Raw genomic sequence first — 17,988 nt, 5'->3', positions numbered from 1 at the left:
GTCACGGCTTCGCGTTGATGCGCTTGAAGTACTCGAGGACCAGGCGACGCTCCTCCGGCGTCAACCCGCGGAGGTCGTTCCACGTGGGCGGCGTGAAGCGAGACGCGGCCTTCCCGCTCGCCGACGCTCCACTTGGCGTGTAGACCTCTGACCCCGTCCACGGCTTGGCTTCGCGCTTCCCGGTGTCTTCGCGCTCCTCTTCCTCCAGCAGGCGACCGGCATCCAGCATCTTCCGGAAGAGGCGCTGCTGCCGTTCCAGCACGGCGGGATCGAGCTGGCCGGACTCCAGCTGTTGGGCGATCTGCCGCGCTTCGCGCGCCATTTCCTCCGCCCGTCCGCTGTTGTCCTTGTCGCCGGACTCCTCGAGCTTGTTCGCCACCTCACGTTGCTCGCGGGCCAGTTCGCGCGCCTCCTGCCCACCTTCACCCGGCTTCTGCTGCTGGGGCATCATTTGCTGCATCGCCGAGTTGATGCCCTGTTGCTGCTTGGCCATCTGCTGCAGCTGCTCCAGCATCTCGGCAAATCCGGTGGCCGAGTTGGACGTGGTCGTGCGTTCGCGATCGCGCACGAGGGACGCCGCGGCCTGGTTCAACCCTTCGGACGACTCCTTCATCGCACTGGCCATCTGCTGGCCGTTCTGCGCGCGCTGCGTCGCCGCCGTCGCATCCTCGACCTTCCGCTTGGCATCCGACATCATCCGCATCGACCGCTGCGAGAGCAGGCTCGACTTGGTGCCAGCGTCCTGCAGGCGCTGCATGGCTTTGTCGACCCCCTGCTGCAGCGCACTCTGCTGCGACCGCAAGTCGTTCGGCGACGTGCCGCCGCGCGCCTTGCGCTCCAGTTCCTCCTGCTCGCGCGCCAGCTGCAGCATTTCCTGGATCGAGCGATCCAGCTCGCCGCTCAGTTCCTTCTTCCATTCGTTAACCTGCTGCTCGCGGGCTTTGTCCAGCTCGGCGGCAGCCTGTTCCATGGACTGCGCGGCCTGCTCCGCGGCCTCGCTGCCACTTTGTTCGCCCTTCTGGTTGCCCTGGTTGCCGGCACCGGTCTTGTTCTGCGCCTGCTGACCCTGTTGGCCTTGCTGGCCCTGTTGACCCTGCTGGCCCTGTTGCCTTGCTGCTGCTGGCCCTGTGCCTGCTGCCCTGCCCCTGTTGGCCCTGCTGTTGTTGGCCCTGTTGGCCTTGCTGCCCGGGTTGTTGCTGGCCGGGCTGCTTCTGCCCCTGCTGGCCTTGCTGCTCGCCCTGCTGTTGCTGCCCCTGCTTGAGCGCTTCCTGCAGCTTCTCCAGGGACTCGTCGATCTTTTCACCGGCCTCGCGCGCGCGCTCTGCTCCCGCCTCGGCCTTCTCCTGTTGCAGGCGCTTTTGCAGCTCCTTCACATCCTTCTGCAGGTCCTTGGCCTTCTCACTCAGCTCTTTGGCCAACTTCTCGGCAGCGCTCTGTTCGTCCTTCTGGTCCGCCTGACGCAACGAGTCCACCAGCTCCCGCTGGCGCTGAGCCAGCTCCTTGGCCTCATCCTTGAGCGTCTCCATCTGGCCCTCGAGGGCCGCTCGCTTCAGCATCTCGACGCTCTTGTCCAGCATCTCGCGCAACTGCCGCTGTTGCTCGGCCAGGTCCTGCAGCGCACGCTTGGAGTCCTCGGGCGACATGTCCTTGGACGCCTGCTCCAGCTTCCGCAGCTTTTCGGCCAGCTCCGGCGTGAGCGCCTCACGCATCAACCGCTGCGCCTCGCGCAACCGGTTCTGCAACGAGGAATCCAGCGCCCCCGCTTGCCCGAGCTGCTTCTCCAGCTCCTTCGCCGCCTGCTGCACCTGCTGCATCCGGTCGGCGAGCTGCCGCTGTTCATTGGCGAACTGCTTGGCCTGCTCGCTCGCCTCGAACGACATGTTCTTTGACTGGTCGCGCTCGCGGGCTTTCGCCGCATCCTGCGTGCGCTGATTCAGCTGCCGTTGGGCGTTGGCTGCCGCGAGCGCCTTGGCCACCACGGAGTCCGCCGTCGCGCGCGCCACATCCCGCTGTTCGCTGGCATCCGGCAGGCGAAGCACCAGCTCACGACTCTGCCCCACCTGGCGCCACGGCGACGCATCCGTGGCGATCGCAGTGACCTTGTACGCATCGCCAGGCTGTAACGCCGCCATGCCCAGGACCAGGTCACCGGCGAACTGGTCGGTGCTCGGCCCACCCAGTGGACGCGTCGACGAGCTGCGGATCTCACCGCGACTGTTCACCAGCGCCACCTTCAGCAGCACCCCGGCCAGCCCGTGGTCATCCGTCGCCAGCACGCTCACCCGCACGGAGTCCCGCACACCAACCGTGCTGTCACGCGACGGTGAGATGATCTCGACCTGGGGCGCAGAATCCGGGAGGACCTCCAGCTCCAGCGACGGCGGCAGGTCGGCGATCGCTCCCTGCGAACCTTCGGCCGCCCACTGCCACGTCCCGCTCGCCGACGCGATCATGCTTCCCGAGAAGCGACGCCCCTGTACGCCGAGTTCCATCGACGACCCCTCGCGCGACAGGCGCACCCGCTTCAGTTCGGTCGACGAGTGCCCGGTGAATGCGAGGCTGGTCCCGCGCGGCACGCGAACCAGTTCGCCAAGCGGGATGGTCTCGGCGCGACGCCCGAGGTACGCGGGGAACGACGCCTCGATCGCCACATCGCCCACGAAGGGCTTGTCGACCACGCGAACCACGGCCGTGTCACTCGTCGCGCGCCCGTCCGTGGCGAACACGGCCAGATCCGCATCCAACGGACCGACCGCGACGACCACGGAGTCTGACACCACGGGCACTTCGGTCGTGCGCCAGGATGACCCCGTCGCTCGCTGCGCGATCGTTAATGTGCGGCGCCCGGGCGCCCGCACCACCAGGGTGACCCGCTCCCCGCGCAGGACGCTTGGCGGTGCGTCATCAATGGCCACGGCTCCCAGCAGGGTCCCCCGCCAGGCCGCCACCGGATGCAGGATGGCGCGAAACCCATCCGGCGCCGCAACCGCCGCAGAAACCACGCCGAGCAGCCCCGCCACGGCAGCCCCGGACCCGATCAGGGCGCGGCGCAACAACACCTTCCGATACACCGGCACAAGCGTGGGACCACCGATCGACTGCAGGTGGCTGGCGATCGTCTCTGCTCCCATGCGGCCGAGCACACCCGTGTCCTGCACTTCCAGGGCCCCGCGCAGGGAGCCGGCCCGCATGTCGCGTTCCACTTCCACCGTCTTCGCCACCCGCGCTACCGTGGACTCCACCTCGCTCCGGGCCCTCAGCCGCTTCCACGCCAGCGCGGCCACCCCAAGGGCCACGCCCCATGCGAGGAATGGAATCGGGCGTGGCAATGACAACCAGCGTCCTCCCGCCATGGTGAGCGCACCAGCGGCGAGCACCACCAGCACCGCGGCGAGCACCCACGCGGTGGACGCGGCCGTCAGGTGGCGCGCGACTCCACGCCGCTCGCGATCGATGATGTCAGTCAGTGTCATGGGACAGGGCGGCTCGTCACGGCGTAGACAAACAGGTTCACGCCCATGCGCAGGGCGGTTTCGTGCAATTCCGCCGGGTCGTTGTACGTCCCGGGGTCCTCCCATCCGTTGCCAAGATCTGCTTCGTGTGTGTAGTACAGCGCCAGCCGGTCCCCGATGAAGATCCCGTATCCGCGCGCCGGCTTGTTATCGTGCTCATGGATCTTCGGCACCCCCTTCGGGAAGTCGTAGACCACGTGGTAGATCGGGTGAGACAACGGGACGTCCACCAGCGGACGGTCCGGAAAAAGCCGGGCCATTTCGAGCCGGAACGTCTCGTCGAGGCCATAGTTGTCGTCGACGTGCAGGAACCCGCCGCGCAACAGCCATTCGCGCAACTTCACAATCTCGGTGTCGGAGAACTTCACGACCCCATGCCCCGTGGCGTGCAGGAAGGCGTAGTCGTTGAGCCGTTCGTCCGAGAGGGTGACCCGTCCCTCGCTCGGCTCGGCACGCAGCGTCGTGCGCTCGTTGATCGCCTTCATGAGGTTGGGCAGGCTGCTCGGATTCGCATACCAGTCGCCCCCACCATCGTACTGCAACCGCGCCACACCCAGGCGTGGCAACGTCGCATGGGGCGACGATGCAGCCACCGTCAACGCGGCCAGTGCCGCTGCCATCCAGGTCCCGCGAAAGGTCATGGCTCCTCGAGCGAGAGGCGATACGCCTCGTTGCGTGTCTTGCCACACTCTTCAACCAGCTTGCTCGCTACCTCGCGCGCGCTGGCGCCCGCCGCTCGCCACTCGCGCATCCGCTCCCGCACCGCCGCCGGATCAACCGCCGGGACCTCGGGTGCCGCCCCTTCCACGACCAGCACGACCTCACCGCGAACCGTCGCATCTCGATAGTACTCGGCCAGCTCGGACACCGTTCCTCGCCGGAATTCCTCGAAGTGCTTCGTCAGTTCGCGCGCCACCGCGGCCCGCCGCTCGCCACACCCCGTCTCCACCAGCTCCGACAGAGTCGCGCCCAACCGCTGTGGTGACTCGTAAACTACGCTCTGGTACGGATGTACGCTGATGTACGCGAGCTGCCGCTGGCGCTCCTTCCCCTTCCGCTCCAGGAATCCCAGGAAGGTGAAGGGACCGCCGCCCAGCCCGGCACCAACGAGCGCGGCAAGCAGCGCCGCCGGCCCGGGGATCGGCGTCACGCGCACGGCCGCGGCGATCGCGGCCTCCACCAACCGTGCCCCGGGATCAGACACGAGGGGGGTGCCCGCATCCGATATCAATGCGACCACGGCCCCTTCACGCAGGCGGGATACGACGCGGGCCACCATCGAGGCCTCGTTATGCTCGTGGAGCGCCTCCACCGGTGCATGGACCTCGAAGTGACGCAGCAACGGCCGGGAGTGCCGTGTGTCCTCGCACAGCACAAGGTCCGCGGTGCGCAGTGCCTCGACGGCGCGCGGACTCAGGTCGCCGAGGTTCCCGATGGGCGTGGACACGACGCGCAACTCACCCGCGGGCACCGGCTGCGGGTCGAGTTCGTCACTGGGGGAGGCGTCTGGACGCACGGGAGTCCGGGGCTGAACGCAAAGCAGGGGACCCGTACTCGGGTCCCCTGTCACAAGCTGCGAAGTTCCCCGCGCTGTCGCTAGGCAGCGGCCGTCATGTGCTGCTTGAACTTCGCCTCGAGCGCCGGCTTCTGCGTGAACCCGACCACGCGATCCACCAGCTTCCCGTCCTTGAAGAACAGGATCGTCGGGATCGACCGGACATCAAACCGCCGGGCCGTTCCCGCACTCGAATCCACGTCAAGCTTGGCCACCTTCGCCCGACCGGCGTAGTCGCCCGCCAGTTGGTCAATGATCGGACCGACCATCCGGCACGGCCCGCACCATTCCGCCCAGAAGTCGACCACGGCGAGCCCTTCGTGTTTCTCGATCTCCGACTCGAAGGTCGCGTCCGTCACTGCCATCGTGTTGCCCATCGCCTGGTGCTCCTCCCGTCGCGCGCGTGGCGACTGATAAGATTCCAACCGTCTTCAATTGTAGTCACCCATGCCCAAGTCCACACCACGCGGCACCCGAATCGCCCACATCGGCCTGGCCGTCAGCTCGATCGAAGGGCTCCTCCCCCTCTACCGAGACGTCCTCGGCATGCCAGAAGTCCCCCTGGACGATGCCGACGGCGCCCAGATCGCCGGCGTCGCGGCTGGAGACTCCCTCGTCGAGCTCCTGGAGTCTTCCGACCCGAGTTCCCCCATTGGCAAGTTCATCGCCAAGCGTGGCCCGGGAATCCACCACGTCTGTTTTGCGGTCGACGACCTCGACGGGGCCCTCGACCGCTGCCGGTCCGCAGGGATCCGCCTCATCGACGAGGTTCCTCGACTGGGCGCGGAGAAAAAACGCATTGCCTTCCTCCATCCTGCATCCACCGGCGGGGTCCTCGTCGAACTGTCGGAGTACTAATCAGGACGGTCGGCTTCGGTTCCCTATTGGGCCGTCCGACACATCCCCTGCATGGCGTCGAAGTCGGCGTCCTGCACATACCAGCGATCCGACGGCCCCTTGACCATCTCGAAGTTGGGCGTGCGCGAGTTGCGGCCGCGCGAAACCGCCACCTTGATGAAGCGGTGCCCGTTGGGGCCCGGAGTCTCCTCTCCGATCGTGTACCGATCATGGGCATAACACGACTGGATCATGATCAGTCGTCGGTCCAGTTCGGAACGGTCGAGTTGGTCGCGGGCGGCGCCCTTCTCGGTGCCCCATACCACCGACATCGCCTGGAGGTCCTGGGCGGCCACCGCCTTCATGAACTGCTCGGCGGCCAGCCGGGGGGCCGCCGCCCCAGTGAGCTGGGACCCCGGACCGGGGTTTCTGCTGCACCCGGCCACGATCAGCGCGAGGATGGCTAGTTTCTTCACGCAGGAGCTCCCGCCAAGGGTTGGATGCGAACCTAACGGGAGCTGGGGGGTCGGGCAACGTGCCCGACTGCGTCACCTGTCGTTCCCGTCTCTGCTCCCATGACGACCATCCACCAGCGTTTGTACATCAACGTCGACCACGTCGCGACCATTCGTCAGGCGCGACGGGCGGCCGAGCCCGATCCCGTGGCGGCCGCGGTGGCCTGCGAAGCGGCCGGCGCCGATGGCATCACGGCGCACCTCCGTGAAGACCGCCGCCACATCATCGACCAGGACATCGACCGGCTCGCGCGCACCGTCAGCACGGTCCTCAACCTCGAGATGGCCAACACACCCGAGATGGTCGAGATCGCCCTCCGGGTCCGACCGTACCAGGTCACCCTGGTGCCCGAGCGTCGCGAAGAGGTCACAACCGAGGGTGGTCTCGATGTCACCCGGGACCCTGTCGGGCTGACGGCGACGATCGCGAGACTGCAATCGGCCGGCATCCTGGTGTCCCTCTTCGTCGACCCCGACGAACGCATGGTGCGCACCTCACGCGACGTCGGTGCGACCGCATTGGAGCTGCACACGGGGACCTATGCGCACCACCCAACCGACAAAATGCCTATCGGCGCCCTGCGAACGGCGGCGGCGCTCGGGTCCGCGCTCGGGCTCCACGTGCATGCCGGCCACGGCCTTACCGTCGCCAACGTGGGCCCCGTCGCCGCGATCCCCGAGGTCGAGGAACTGAACATCGGCCACGCCATCGTGGGCCGCGCGGTCTTCATCGGCATCGCCGCGGCGGTCCGGGAGATGCGTGTGGCGATGGACGCCGCTCGAGCGTCTACCTAGCGAGTCCCGGAGCCTCGTGCCTAACTTGACGCCCGGCTTTTTGACCCCGTCGCTCCCCATGAACGGTTCGCCCGAGTTCCTCGAGTACTACCTCGTCGAAGCCGCCGAGTATCTCGACGCACTCGACCAGCTCGCGACTGTCCCTGAGGGGCGCGGCCCCGACACCAATGCCCTGCTCGCCACGGCGCGCGCCCTGCGCGGCAGCTCGGCGATGGCCAAGGCCGATCCCATCGCCGCCATTGCGAGGGAGGTCGAGTCGCTGGTCGGTGGAATCGCCGAGGGAAGCACCCCCTGGGGACCCGACGCCGCGAGCCTCCTCCGCCGCACAGTGGTTGACCTCCGCCTCCTCGTGCGTGCCGTGCGCGTGTGGGGACCACGCGAACAGGGGCTCGCCGAGTCCCGGCTGGCGGAACTCCGGCGCACCGCTCCGGCCACCACACCAGCCCGCCCAACGCCGAGCCACGAAGCAACGGTTCCCGTGTTCGTGGCCCTGCAAGCGGCCGCGATCGCCGCGGAACTCACGGCCTTTGTCGCCGACTCGACGAATCGGCGCGCGCTGGACGACGCCGTCAGCCGATCCCGTACCCTGCGAGGCGTGGCGGGGATCGGGAATTACCCCCCGCTGGCTGACGCGGCGGAGTCGGTTGAGCGGGTCGCGCGACGCCTACTCCCGGACGCTCCCCTGACCTCCGGCGAGGCAAGCGTATTCCGGACTGCGGCCGCGCTCTTTCGGGTCACTGCGGACGAACTTCGCGGATCCGGCGCGCACAAAGTGCCTCACGATGAGGCCGGGGCCCTGGCCGCGGCTCTCGCGGCGTTGGACCAGCCGACCTCGTCCACGCCCCCCGTCGTTCGCATCGACCAGCTCTTCCATGCAGACGCCGGGCCGCACCTCGTCTCGCGCGGCGCGGAGCCCCCGCTCTCTGCCGAAGCGCGACTACATCAGGACCTCGCCACTCGCGCGGAGCACCTCGAGCGTCTCGTGGGAGACGGACGCGCCGCACAGGATCCCGTCGCGGCTGCGCGGGTGCGACGCGAGCTGAACGCCACGACCCGTGAACTAGAGACACTCGCTGCGTCGTACGGCGCCCACGAACTCTCGGCATTCTTCGCTGAGTCTCGCGAGGCGCGTGATGTGCTCGGGTCCGTCGAGCTCGACGCCCTGTCTACCGCGAGTCGCATTATTGCCGCGCCATTCGCCACTCTCGACGACCTCGAGCGATCCATCGCTACCGTTCAGCGACGGCGACACCTCACCCCGGCCGCCGTGCCTTCGATTCCGACACTCGCGCCCCGCACGGCGCGCCCCACGCCCACGGGTGCAGACCTCAAGGCCTTCCTGGGAACCGGCATCGCCGGGTTCAGCTCGCTGGACACTCAACCCCTGAGTGAACCTGCCGACCTGGACGCGACGGAGGTCGTCCCGATTGAGTCGTTGCTGTTCCGCGGCTCGGCCGCGATCGAACGCGCCATCGCCCTGCGAGAGAGCTGGCGGTCCCGTGGAACACCCGCCGACGACACGCTGCAGGAGATCTTCGACCTCCTCGACCTCGCGCGCCCAGACGCCTCATGAAGTTCGGCTGGAGGGCGTGGGTTGGAGTCGCGGTCAGCGCTGCCGCGTTGTGGTACACGCTGCGCGGCGTCGACTTCCGTGAAGTGGGTCGCTTGCTGGCTTCCTCGAACTGGGGGCTGTTCCTCGCTTCGGGGGTTGTCGCCACGCTGGTCTTTCCGCTGCGCGCCCTGCGCTGGCGCGTTATCCTCGAACCCGTGGCCGATGTCCCGGTAGCGCCCCTGTGGCGTTCGATCGCGATCGGGATGATGGTGAATAACGTCGTCCCCGCGAGGGCAGGCGAGGTCGCGCGCGCGTTCGCGGTCACCCGCGAGGACCGTCGCATTCCCTTCCCCACGGCGGTCGCCTCACTCGCCGTTGACCGGGTCATCGATGCCGTCGTCGTGATCGTCCTGCTGGTCGGGGCGGTGATGGTGTCGGACATTCCCCCAGACACCACCATCAATGGGTGGACGATCACCCGGACCACGCGCGTGGTCGGTGGGGTCGCGGCCGTGGCGCTGGCTGGCCTCTTCGCACTCGCCTTCTTTCCCTCGCTTGTCACCCGGATCTTCGACGGGGTGATCGGCCGGGTGGCCCCGGTCCTGCACCGCAAGTTGAGCCCGTTTGTCGGGTCGCTGCTCGGGGGCTTTGCCGCCCTGCGATCCCCGGTGCGATTCGCGCGGATCTTCGGCTGGGCCGTGGTGATGTGGCTCGTCAACGCGTTCGCCTTTTACCTGGGCTTTCTCGCCGTGGGGATCGACGCCCCGTTTGCCGCAGCCGTGTTCGTCGGTTCGTTGATTGCGGTCGGCGTCGCCGCACCTTCGACCCCAGGCTTCTTTGGCATCTTCGAGTTTTTTGGACGTGAGGGATTGGCCCTCTTTGGCGTGCCGGCCGACCAGGCGATCAGCTGGGGCTTCGGCTTCCACATCATCTCCTTCATCCCCATCACGGTCATCGGCCTGTACTACTTCAGCCGGCTGGGGATGCAGTTTGGGGACCTCGGCAAGACGGCCAACGCCAACCCATGACGCTGGCAGCACGGCTCCGTGCGCAAGCCAAGATCAACCTGACCCTGCGGTTCCTTGCCCGTGAGGTCACCGGATACCACCAGATCGAGACGATCTTCCAGCGACTCGACCTCGCGGATGAGGTACGCGTTGAGCTGACATCGGGCTCCCGGACGCTCGCGTGCGCTGGGCCCATGGTCCCCCCGGAGGGACTCGGTCGCGACGAGGACAACCTCGCGTGGCGCGCTGCGGACGCGTACCTGTACGCGTTGGGATCCTCACGCGGATTTCGCATTGAGATCGCCAAGCACATCCCCACCGGCGGTGGGCTCGGCGGCGGCAGCGCGGACGCTGGGGCCGTGTTGCGGCTGCTGGATCGCTTGCACGGGGGCCTGACGCCTGAGCAACTGCTGAGAGTTGCCGGATCGATCGGCGCCGACGTGCCATTCCTGACGCAGGACGCGACTCCCCTGGCCCTCGGTTGGGGTCGCGGCGACCGACTGCTCGCCCTGTCGGCCCTCCCCGCGGCCGAATGCCTCGCTGTGGTCCCGCCGTTCGGGGTGAACACCGCTGAGGCGTACGGCTGGGTTACGGGGCGCGGCGTTCCCGTGCCCGGGCCGGCCCTTGTGGTGGGCGGCACGATGGCAACCTGGGCGGCCATCGGTAGCGCAGCGGTGAACGAGTTCGAGGACGTGGTCTTCCCCCGCCATCCCCAGCTCGCGGCGGCCTTTCAGAGCCTGAAGGCCCTGGGCGCCGATAAGCTCGTCCGGATGTCCGGGTCAGGATCCACGCTGTATGCCCTCTCGCCCGGAGAGACCATCCTCCCCTCGGTTGTTCCGGGGCTGCCCGATAGTTTTCGGGTGGTGCGGACCCGCACCGCTGTGGGAGTGGAGCGAATATCGGTGGAGTAGGCACGACCTGCCGACTTCCTCCGGCGGACCCGCCGGCGCTAGCTTTATGGGCTCTGCCCCCTGGTGTAATGGCAGCACAGATGCCTTTGGAGCATCTAGTCCAGGTTCGAACCCTGGGGGGGCAACTCGCCCGGGCCGGTGCACCCGGCTCGGTTGACCGAGATCGTTGTCCCATCTAGCTTTAGAGGCTCAACCGTAATGGACCACCTGCCTGGCGTGCTCCGCGGATTCAAGCTGCTCTCGGGGAGCGCCAACAGAGAACTGGCCGAAGAAATCGCCCGGAACCTGGGCGTGGAACTGGCCAAGGTCACGCTGAGCCGCTTTGCGGACGGTGAGATCTTTGTCCGAATCGATGAAAACGTGCGCGGCGCGGACGTGTTCATTGTACAGCCGACCAACCCGCCCGCGGAGAACCTCCTGGAGGCGCTCCTGTTGATCGACGCCGCACGCCGGGCGTCTGCTGCACGTATCACACTCGTTATGCCGTATTACGGCTACTCGAGGCAGGACCGCAAGGACCAGCCCCGCGTCGCCATTGGAGCCAAGGTCGTGGCCAACCTCATCGAGCGCGCAGGTGCCGATCGGGTGTTGGGACTCGACTTCCACCAGCACCAGCTGCAGGGGTTCTTCGACTTCCCCGTCGATCACCTCTACGCGGCCCCGGTTCTGATGGGGCATTTCAAGAAGAAACAACTGAAAGATCCGGTCATCGTCGCCCCCGATGTGGGTTCCGCGAAGATGGCCCGCAGTTTTGGCAAGAAGTTGAATGCCACGCTGGCCATCATCGACAAGCGCCGCCCGTCGGCGAACGTCTCGGAAGTGGTCAACGTGGTGGGCGAGGTGGAGGGCAAGGACTGCATCATCCCGGATGACATGATCGACACCGCCGGGACGGTCAGTGAGGCAGCTCGAGCCCTCAAGGACCTGGGCGCGGGCGACATTTATGTCTGTGCCACCCACGCGCTGCTGTCCGGGCCGGCGGTGGAACGTTTGCAAAAGGCGCCAATCGCAGAGGTGGTCGTGACCGACTCCATTGCCCTGGCGCCAGAAAAGCGGTTTGATCGCCTCACGGTGTTGTCGACCGGCGGACTCTTGGCCAAGGCCATCCGCTTCACACACCTGGAGCAAAGCGTGAGTTCGTTGTTCGACTGATTCCCTTCCCGTCTTCCGGTTCTACCCATGGCTACCGCATCTCTCAGCGCCTCCGCCCGTCAGGACACCGGCAAGGGCGTCGCTCGCTCCCTGCGTCGCAGCGGCCGCGTCCCGGCCATCGTCTACGGCCACACCCGCGACCCGCAGGCCCTGAGCCTCGATGCCCGTGAGCTCGAGCGGCTGCTGGGGCACATCAACGCCGAGACCACCGTCATCGATCTCGCCGTCGACGGCGCAAACGCCATGACGCTGATCCGTGAGATCCAGCGTCACCCGCTCAGCCGCAGCGTGCTCCACGTCGATTTTCAGGAGCTCGTCGCCGGTGAGAAGGTCGTCGTCAACATCCCGATCGTCCTCGTGGGTACCCCCATCGGTGTCCGCCTCGGCGGCGGCATCATGACCCAGGTCCTGCAGGAAATCGAGTGCCGCGTCGACCCGGCCAACATCCCGAACCGCATTGAAGTGGATGTTACCGAGGTCACCATCGGCCACTCACTTCACGTGTCCGACATCAAGGTTCCCGACGGCGTCGAAGTACTCGATTCGTCCGGAACCATCATGATCGTCTCCGCGCCGAAGGAAGAAGCGGCAGCGCCTGCGGCTGAAGGCGCCACGGGGAGCGAGCCCGAGGTCATCCGCAAGGCCAAGGCGGACGAAGCCGAGGGCGACAAGAAGTAGTCGCCTGACCGGTGAAGCTCGTCGTCGGCCTCGGCAACCCGGGGAAGCAGTACGAGCAGACCCGACACAACGTCGGCTGGTGGGTCGTCGACCACCTGGCCGACGTTTGGCATTTCGAGGGCTGGCGCAAGGACCGCGACGCCCTCGTCTGCGACGGCCGGCTCGGCAGCACCCGCGTGCGGTTGATGAAACCGCAGACCTTCATGAACCTCAGCGGGAACGCGATCGCGCCCTACATACGACGTGAGGGATGGTCGTCGGCGTCGGACTTGTTGGTGATCGTCGACGAGGTCGCCCTGCCCCTCAGGACGCACCGTTTTCGCTCGAAGGGGAGCGCGGGAGGACACAATGGCCTCAAGTCGATCGAAGCCCACGTGGGCTCGCAGGAGTACGCGCGACTGCGGGTCGGCATCAGGCCAGGGGACGATCGGCCGGTGGGCGACCTGTCCGATTTTGTGCTGGGGAAGGCGGGAAAGGCGGAGCGAGAAGCGATCGAGGAGCAGCTGCCGGCGCTCGTGACGCTGGTTGAAGGGTGGATTGTGGCGCAGCCGAACTAGTCAGGGCGCAGCACGGGCGGTACGAGCGGCACGGGCAGCACGAGTGGCGCGCGTGCGGGGTGGTTTGGCGGCGATGGCGCGCTGCAGGTGCCTCTTGAGCGGGACGATGAGGCGGCAGACTTGATCGCAGCGCGCTTCCAGCGTCGCCCTCGATGCGGACGGGATCGCGCCAAGTTCCGCGGCGAGGCAAATCAAGTAGCCGCACTCCCGCGCCGAGCCGAGCGCGATGTTGAGAAACGAGGCGAACTGCTCGGCGCTGTCGCGACTCGCGCCCTCGACGATGTTTGTGGTGACCGATATCGCCGCACGCCGCAGCTGGTTCACGACCACGAGGTGACCCGCGCGCGGCGGGCGCTCGATCGCCCGCAGCACAGCGAGTGTGAACTCGTGGGCTTTCTGCCACGCAGTCAGGCGTTCGTGTGGGTGCATGCCCCAACGATGGACGGCGCCGATCACAGACGCATCATCATTTCCACGCACTGAGTACATTTCCGTGCCTTCAGCGCAGCAGCTCTTCCTCGTGCCACGCGTGCTGCTCGTACTGCCCGTGCTGCTGTCGTTGCCGTTTGCAGTTGTCGCAGTTGCCGCAGGTCGCCCCGCCTCCGCCGTCTTCGCCCTAGCCACCGCCCCGCATGTTGTCCCTCGGTATCGTCGGCCTTCCCAACGTCGGGAAGTCCTCGCTCTTCAACGCCCTCACCTCGTCCGCTGCGGCCGCCGCAGCGAACTACCCCTTCTGCACCGTCGACCCGAACGTCGGGATGGTGGAGGTGCCGGATCCCCGCCTCGATCGCCTGGCGGAGATCGTCAAGCCCAAGCGCACCGTGCCGGCAGTCGTGCAATTCGTCGACATCGCCGGACTGGTGAAAGGCGCCGCGCAGGGTGAAGGGCTGGGGAACAAGTTCCTGTCCAACATCCGTGAGACCGACGCCATCGTGCACGTGGTGCGCTGTTTCGAGGACCCGGACGTCACCCACGTGATGGGCGGGGTGGATCCGGTGCGAGACCGCGAGGTCATCGAGTTCGAGTTGGCCCTGTCGGACCTCGGCGGCGTGGAAAAGCGCCTGGACAAGATGCAACGCGCCGCGCGGACCGGGGACAAGGACGCACAGGCGGAACTCCCCGCGCTGGAGGCGGCCAACCGCGCCCTTTCCGAGGGCAAGCCCCTCTGGCATGCCGGACTGACGCGCGAGCAGCTCGCGTACCTCGCGCCGTTGCAGCTGCTCACCGCCAAGCCGGTGCTCTACGCCGCCAACGTCTCCGACGCCGAACTGAACGGCGACGAAGGCCCCCATGTGAAGGCCTTGCGGGCAGCGGTCGAGGCGTCGGGACAGCAAGCCGAGGTGGTGACCTTTAGCGCCCGTATCGAGGCCGAATTGGCAGAACTCACGACTGACGAGCGCACCGAGTTCCTTGCTTCGTTAGGCATCACCACGGCTGGACTCGATCGCCTGATTCGCGCTGGTTATCACCTGTTAGGGCTGCGCACCTACTTCACCGCGGGCGAACAGGAAGTCCGCGCCTGGACCATCCACGAGGGCGACACGGCCCCCAAGGCGGCTGGCGTGATCCACACGGACTTCGAGCGAGGGTTCATTCGCGCCGAGACGATCGGCGGAGAAGACTTCGTGCGCCTGGGCGGCTGGAAGGAGGCCCGGGAAAAGGGCGCCGTGCGATCAGAAGGCAAGGAATACGTCGTGAAGGACGGCGACGTGATGCTGTTCCGCTTTAACGTCTAGCGGTCGCGCGACAACGCATCCCGGTGCTCGCCGGCGTGCGGCCCCGGAGCGGACGTGCGAGTGTGATGTGAGTCCGCCGGTGGAACGAGGCGCCGCGGCGAGGTCAGAACAACTCCAGCTCCTCGGGGCGCGCGTCGACCGGCGCGAGGATCGCGGCGTCATCATGCGCCACGAGGTTCACGCGCTCGCTGATCGGCCAGGCGACCAGCGCCTCGGACGGCCACGCCATCGTCATCTCCTGCACCGCCGGCTCGGCGGTGTGCGCGTCCAGCCAGTCGACCCAGCGCTCCTCCGCCACAATGACCGGCATGCGGTCATGCAGGGGCAGGATCAGGGCATTGGGTTCAGTCGTGAGGATCGCCACGGCTGCCGCCGGCCGCTCCTCTCCGGAACTTGCCGGTTCCCAGACGGCTCCGAGGGCGAATGGAGCGCGGTCAGGCATGGCGAGAGCCCAGGGCTGCTTGCGGCGGCGCCCCGGGACGAGCTGCCATTCGTAGAACACGTCGCACAGCACCAGGCACCGCCGGAGGTGCAGCGCGTGGCGGAATGGGCCTTGGTGGAATCCCCCCTCGGAGCGGACATTCACGATCGCGTGGCCCTGGTTCCCCCAGGGAGGGTGGATCCCCCATCGGAGCGGGACCGCCTCGCGTTTCCCCCCCATCTCCCGCACCGCGAGTATCTCCTGCCCGGGGGCCACGTTGAAACGCGGCTCGACCGGACCGAGTAGCGAAATGCCGAGGCGCTCGAGGCGGAGTTGATCAGGTCGGGTCAGACCAAAGCGGCCGCACACGTTGGGGGCGTTGGTGGAGGTGCGGAGAGGGTAATAGGCCCGAGGGCCGAACGGAGAGTCGGGAGCTCCGCCCGCCAGCTGGTGCGCCACTGTGATGCGCCCCTGGCCAGCCCCGCCGTTGGCCCCTATGCGCTCGCGGACCGCCCCTGCCCCCATTCCCTGCCCGCCCGGCCCCCGATAGCTTTCTCCCTCCACAACTCACCCTCCCCTCGCCCACGGCAACCGGCGGGGGGCGGATTCATTGACCAAAGGGAGGTTTGCCAACCGTGTCTCGTTTATACGAGGCGGTCTACATCTTCGACTCCAGCCTCGAAGATGCCGCCATCCAGGAGCGCATCGCGCGACATCACGCGCTGCTCCACACCACCGAAGAAATCAAGGTCGACCACTGGGGTCGCCGCCAACTCGCGTACAAGATCGGTCGTCGTGAGACCGGCTACTACGTCCTGGCGCGATTCACCTGCGAAGCGGGAGTCCTTCCCGAATTCGAGCGCGGCCTCAAGCTGGACGAGGGCGTCGTGCGGTACCTGATCACGCTCCACGAGCACGAACTCGGAGCCCCACCCATGACCGAGGAAGAGCTCGCCGCAGCTCGCCGTCGGGAAGAAGAAGACGAGGACGAGGAATAACCCATGCGCCGAGCCAGAAAAGCCTGCCCCTTCTGTGAGGGCCGCGTCCACTATGTGGACTTCAAGGACGACCGCACCCTCGGTCGTTACATCACGGACCACGGCAAGATCCTTCCGAGCCGCCTCAGCGGCGTCTGTGCGCGTCACCAGCGCCAGCTCGCCGTCGCCATCAAGCGTGCGCGGTACCTCGCGCTCGTGCCGTACATGAAGGGCCACCAGGGCGCTGCGTGATCGCCATGAGCGCCACGCCCTCGTCAACCGCTGCCCCACCAGATCTCGTCGCCGTTCGGCCGACGAGCTGGTGGCGGCTGCTGTTCGGCGTTGTGCTGGCGCTCTCCGTCCCTATCGTCGCACAGCTGCGATTGTTGTCACCCATCGAGCAGACCATTCTCTTCCTGGTCCCGGTGATGACGGCGGCCGCACTCGCTTCGTGGGTTCACGGCGCCAAGCCATGGCTGTTCGTGGCGTGGGGTGTCCTCTCGATCTGGATGTTGTTCGGCGCAGAGCCTGCGGGCGGGAGCGGTGCGTTTTCGTCGCTCGCTCGCGGCTGGGTGACGGTGTTGGCGGCGGCGTTCGGGCTGGTATGCGTCGCCAACTCGCGGGCGTCGTTCTTCCCACGCGCGCTGGCGGCAACGGGGCTCGCGTTCGCCCTGATGCTGTTCACCCTCCTCGCGGGTCAGGGGTCGGTTGCCGACGCGGGCCGGGTCATCTCGGCCGAGATGGGTCGCCGTCTGGATGTCGTCCAGGCAGAACACGCGGCGCGCTCGTCGCTCCCCGAGGTCCAGGAGTTCGCCCAGCGGTTTCCTGCCGCGGCGGCGATGGTCGATCAAGGGGAGAAACAGCTGCCGAGCATCACCGCGGGGGCGATTGAGTTGTTTCCGGCCCTCCTGGCGCTCGAGTCACTGGCCCTGCTGGCCCTCGGATGGACGCTGTACCATCGCTCCAGCCGGACGCGCATCGGCCCGCCCCTCGGGTTGCTCTGTCGCTTTCGATTCAACGACCAGTTGATCTGGGGTGTGGTGCTGGGCGTCACCCTGCTCGTGCTCCCCGGCCTGGCCGAGCTGCGCGCGATCGGGCTCAATGTCGCCGTGTTCTTCGGGGCGCTCTATGCGCTGCGCGGACTTGGCGTGATAGCGTGGTTCCTTGCGCCGGGGCGCCCTGCCCCGGTATTGCTGATACTTGCCGCGTGCCTCGCCGGCCCGGTCGTCGGAGTCTTCTCCGTTGGCCTTGGCCTCGCCGACACGTGGATTGACTGGCGTGGCCGGTTGCGGCCGGCCACCTAACGACTGGAGTCAACGACCATGGAAGTGATTCTGCGACAGGCCGTGGACAGCCTCGGCCACCCCGGCGACCTGGTAAAGGTCTCGGCCGGATTCGGGCGCAACTTCCTGCTCCCCCGCGGCATCGCGGTGGAAGCCACGGAAGGCAACAAGCGCCGCATCGCCCAGGAGAAGGCACGACTGGAGGCGGCCGAGGCAGAGCGTCGCCAGGCCGCGGAAGGGCTGGCGGCCAAGTTTGAGGCCGTCTCCCTCACCTTCTCCGCGCGCGTCGGCGAAGAAGGCAAGCTGTTTGGCTCGGTAACCGCCTCGGACATCGCGCATCAGCTGGAGGCTCAGGGCTTCTCCGTCGAGAAGCGCCAGATTGACCTCCATGAGCCGATCAAGGCCCTTGGGGTCTACCGGGTCCCGATCCGCCTGCACGCGGACGTGAAGCCCGAGATCAAGGTCTGGGTCATCAAGGGATAAACGCCGGGTTCCCGGCT

General features: G+C 67.2%; 21 protein-coding genes and 1 tRNA gene. 14 read left to right on the top strand and 8 right to left on the bottom strand.

Going from position 1 to position 17,988, the window contains the following annotated elements:
- Nucleotide 1: 1 nt before the first annotated feature.
- The 5 genes from IPK85_15875 to trxA form a co-directional block, all read right to left on the bottom strand.
- The gene (locus IPK85_15875; GenBank protein ID MBK8248860.1) at nt 2-970 is read right to left on the bottom strand and encodes a hypothetical protein; all 969 of its coding nucleotides are present in this window, start codon (nt 968-970) and stop codon (nt 2-4) included.
- The gene (locus IPK85_15870) at nt 921-3,473 is read right to left on the bottom strand and encodes a hypothetical protein (protein ID MBK8248859.1); all 2,553 of its coding nucleotides are present in this window, start codon (nt 3,471-3,473) and stop codon (nt 921-923) included. The genes IPK85_15875 and IPK85_15870 overlap by 50 nt, the downstream gene beginning before the upstream one ends.
- Nucleotides 3,470-4,153: a DUF4159 domain-containing protein gene (locus tag IPK85_15865; GenBank protein MBK8248858.1), complete on the bottom strand. Its 684-nt coding sequence runs from the start codon at nt 4,151-4,153 to the stop codon at nt 3,470-3,472. Before IPK85_15865 ends, IPK85_15870 begins: the two co-directional genes overlap by 4 nt.
- Nucleotides 4,150-5,028: a 16S rRNA (cytidine(1402)-2'-O)-methyltransferase gene (rsmI, locus tag IPK85_15860; GenBank protein ID MBK8248857.1), complete on the bottom strand. Its 879-nt coding sequence runs from the start codon at nt 5,026-5,028 to the stop codon at nt 4,150-4,152. The genes IPK85_15865 and rsmI overlap by 4 nt, the downstream gene beginning before the upstream one ends.
- Nucleotides 5,029-5,108: 80 nt before the next feature.
- Entirely contained in the window at nt 5,109-5,444 is a 336-nt protein-coding gene (gene trxA / locus IPK85_15855) for a thioredoxin (protein MBK8248856.1), read from the bottom strand.
- A gap of 70 nt (nt 5,445-5,514) precedes the next feature.
- Between trxA and mce the strand changes: the two genes are divergently transcribed.
- The gene (gene mce / locus IPK85_15850; protein ID MBK8248855.1) at nt 5,515-5,925 is read left to right on the top strand and encodes a methylmalonyl-CoA epimerase; all 411 of its coding nucleotides are present in this window, start codon (nt 5,515-5,517) and stop codon (nt 5,923-5,925) included.
- Between the two features lie 23 nt (nt 5,926-5,948).
- Here mce and IPK85_15845 read toward each other — a convergent pair whose 3' ends face one another.
- A complete protein-coding gene (locus IPK85_15845; protein ID MBK8248854.1) occupies nt 5,949-6,380 on the bottom strand; it encodes a hypothetical protein in 432 nt (143 codons plus the stop codon).
- A gap of 99 nt (nt 6,381-6,479) precedes the next feature.
- Between IPK85_15845 and IPK85_15840 the strand changes: the two genes are divergently transcribed.
- From IPK85_15840 to IPK85_15805, 8 genes are all read left to right on the top strand, one after another.
- Nucleotides 6,480-7,214, top strand: a complete 735-nt coding sequence (locus tag IPK85_15840; GenBank protein MBK8248853.1) for a pyridoxine 5'-phosphate synthase — start codon at nt 6,480-6,482, stop codon at nt 7,212-7,214.
- A gap of 58 nt (nt 7,215-7,272) precedes the next feature.
- On the top strand, nt 7,273-8,787 hold the full coding sequence (locus IPK85_15835) for an Hpt domain-containing protein (protein MBK8248852.1): 1,515 nt from the start codon (nt 7,273-7,275) through the stop codon (nt 8,785-8,787).
- The gene (locus IPK85_15830) at nt 8,784-9,794 is read left to right on the top strand and encodes a flippase-like domain-containing protein (protein ID MBK8248851.1); all 1,011 of its coding nucleotides are present in this window, start codon (nt 8,784-8,786) and stop codon (nt 9,792-9,794) included. Before IPK85_15835 ends, IPK85_15830 begins: the two co-directional genes overlap by 4 nt.
- Complete coding sequence (locus IPK85_15825; GenBank protein ID MBK8248850.1) at nt 9,791-10,684, top strand: 4-(cytidine 5'-diphospho)-2-C-methyl-D-erythritol kinase; 894 nt, start codon at nt 9,791-9,793, stop codon at nt 10,682-10,684. The genes IPK85_15830 and IPK85_15825 overlap by 4 nt, the downstream gene beginning before the upstream one ends.
- A 54-nt stretch (nt 10,685-10,738) precedes the next feature.
- Nucleotides 10,739-10,809: transfer RNA gene (locus tag IPK85_15820), tRNA-Gln, on the top strand.
- Between the two features lie 73 nt (nt 10,810-10,882).
- Nucleotides 10,883-11,836 carry a ribose-phosphate pyrophosphokinase gene (locus tag IPK85_15815; protein ID MBK8248849.1) on the top strand — a complete coding sequence of 318 codons (954 nt, stop codon included), beginning with the start codon at nt 10,883-10,885 and terminating at the stop codon, nt 11,834-11,836.
- Between the two features lie 27 nt (nt 11,837-11,863).
- Nucleotides 11,864-12,514, top strand: a complete 651-nt coding sequence (locus IPK85_15810; protein MBK8248848.1) for a 50S ribosomal protein L25 — start codon at nt 11,864-11,866, stop codon at nt 12,512-12,514.
- 11 nt (nt 12,515-12,525) lie between these two features.
- Nucleotides 12,526-13,071, top strand: a complete 546-nt coding sequence (locus tag IPK85_15805) for an aminoacyl-tRNA hydrolase (GenBank protein ID MBK8248847.1) — start codon at nt 12,526-12,528, stop codon at nt 13,069-13,071.
- On the opposite strand, the gene IPK85_15800 is transcribed toward IPK85_15805, so the two are convergent.
- Nucleotides 13,072-13,500 (bottom strand): four helix bundle protein, encoded by a 429-nt coding sequence (locus tag IPK85_15800; GenBank protein MBK8248846.1) that lies wholly within the window; start codon nt 13,498-13,500, stop codon nt 13,072-13,074. It lies immediately after the preceding gene.
- Between the two features lie 203 nt (nt 13,501-13,703).
- Here IPK85_15800 and ychF point away from each other — a divergent pair, with 203 nt between their 5' ends.
- Nucleotides 13,704-14,807: a redox-regulated ATPase YchF gene (gene ychF / locus IPK85_15795; protein ID MBK8248845.1), complete on the top strand. Its 1,104-nt coding sequence runs from the start codon at nt 13,704-13,706 to the stop codon at nt 14,805-14,807.
- 103 nt (nt 14,808-14,910) lie between these two features.
- On the opposite strand, the gene IPK85_15790 is transcribed toward ychF, so the two are convergent.
- Complete coding sequence (locus IPK85_15790) at nt 14,911-15,597, bottom strand: SOS response-associated peptidase (protein MBK8248844.1); 687 nt, start codon at nt 15,595-15,597, stop codon at nt 14,911-14,913.
- A 266-nt stretch (nt 15,598-15,863) separates the two neighbouring features.
- On the opposite strand from IPK85_15790, the gene rpsF reads away from it, so the two are divergent.
- Genes rpsF through IPK85_15770 form a run of 4 tightly spaced genes read left to right on the top strand, consistent with a single transcriptional unit; the run spans nt 15,864 to nt 17,971 of the window.
- Complete coding sequence (gene rpsF, locus IPK85_15785; protein ID MBK8248843.1) at nt 15,864-16,226, top strand: 30S ribosomal protein S6; 363 nt, start codon at nt 15,864-15,866, stop codon at nt 16,224-16,226.
- Between the two features lie 3 nt (nt 16,227-16,229).
- Nucleotides 16,230-16,457 carry a 30S ribosomal protein S18 gene (locus IPK85_15780; GenBank protein MBK8248842.1) on the top strand — a complete coding sequence of 76 codons (228 nt, stop codon included), beginning with the start codon at nt 16,230-16,232 and terminating at the stop codon, nt 16,455-16,457.
- A gap of 5 nt (nt 16,458-16,462) precedes the next feature.
- The gene (locus IPK85_15775; protein ID MBK8248841.1) at nt 16,463-17,509 is read left to right on the top strand and encodes a DUF2232 domain-containing protein; all 1,047 of its coding nucleotides are present in this window, start codon (nt 16,463-16,465) and stop codon (nt 17,507-17,509) included.
- Between the two features lie 18 nt (nt 17,510-17,527).
- Nucleotides 17,528-17,971 carry a 50S ribosomal protein L9 gene (locus IPK85_15770; protein MBK8248840.1) on the top strand — a complete coding sequence of 148 codons (444 nt, stop codon included), beginning with the start codon at nt 17,528-17,530 and terminating at the stop codon, nt 17,969-17,971.
- The last annotated feature ends 17 nt before the right edge of the window (nt 17,972-17,988 follow it).

It is taken from the genome of Gemmatimonadota bacterium, assembly GCA_016712265.1.
Taxonomy (GTDB): Bacteria; Gemmatimonadota; Gemmatimonadetes; order Gemmatimonadales; family Gemmatimonadaceae; genus RBC101.
This window is presented reverse-complemented; position numbering and strand designations above follow the sequence as displayed.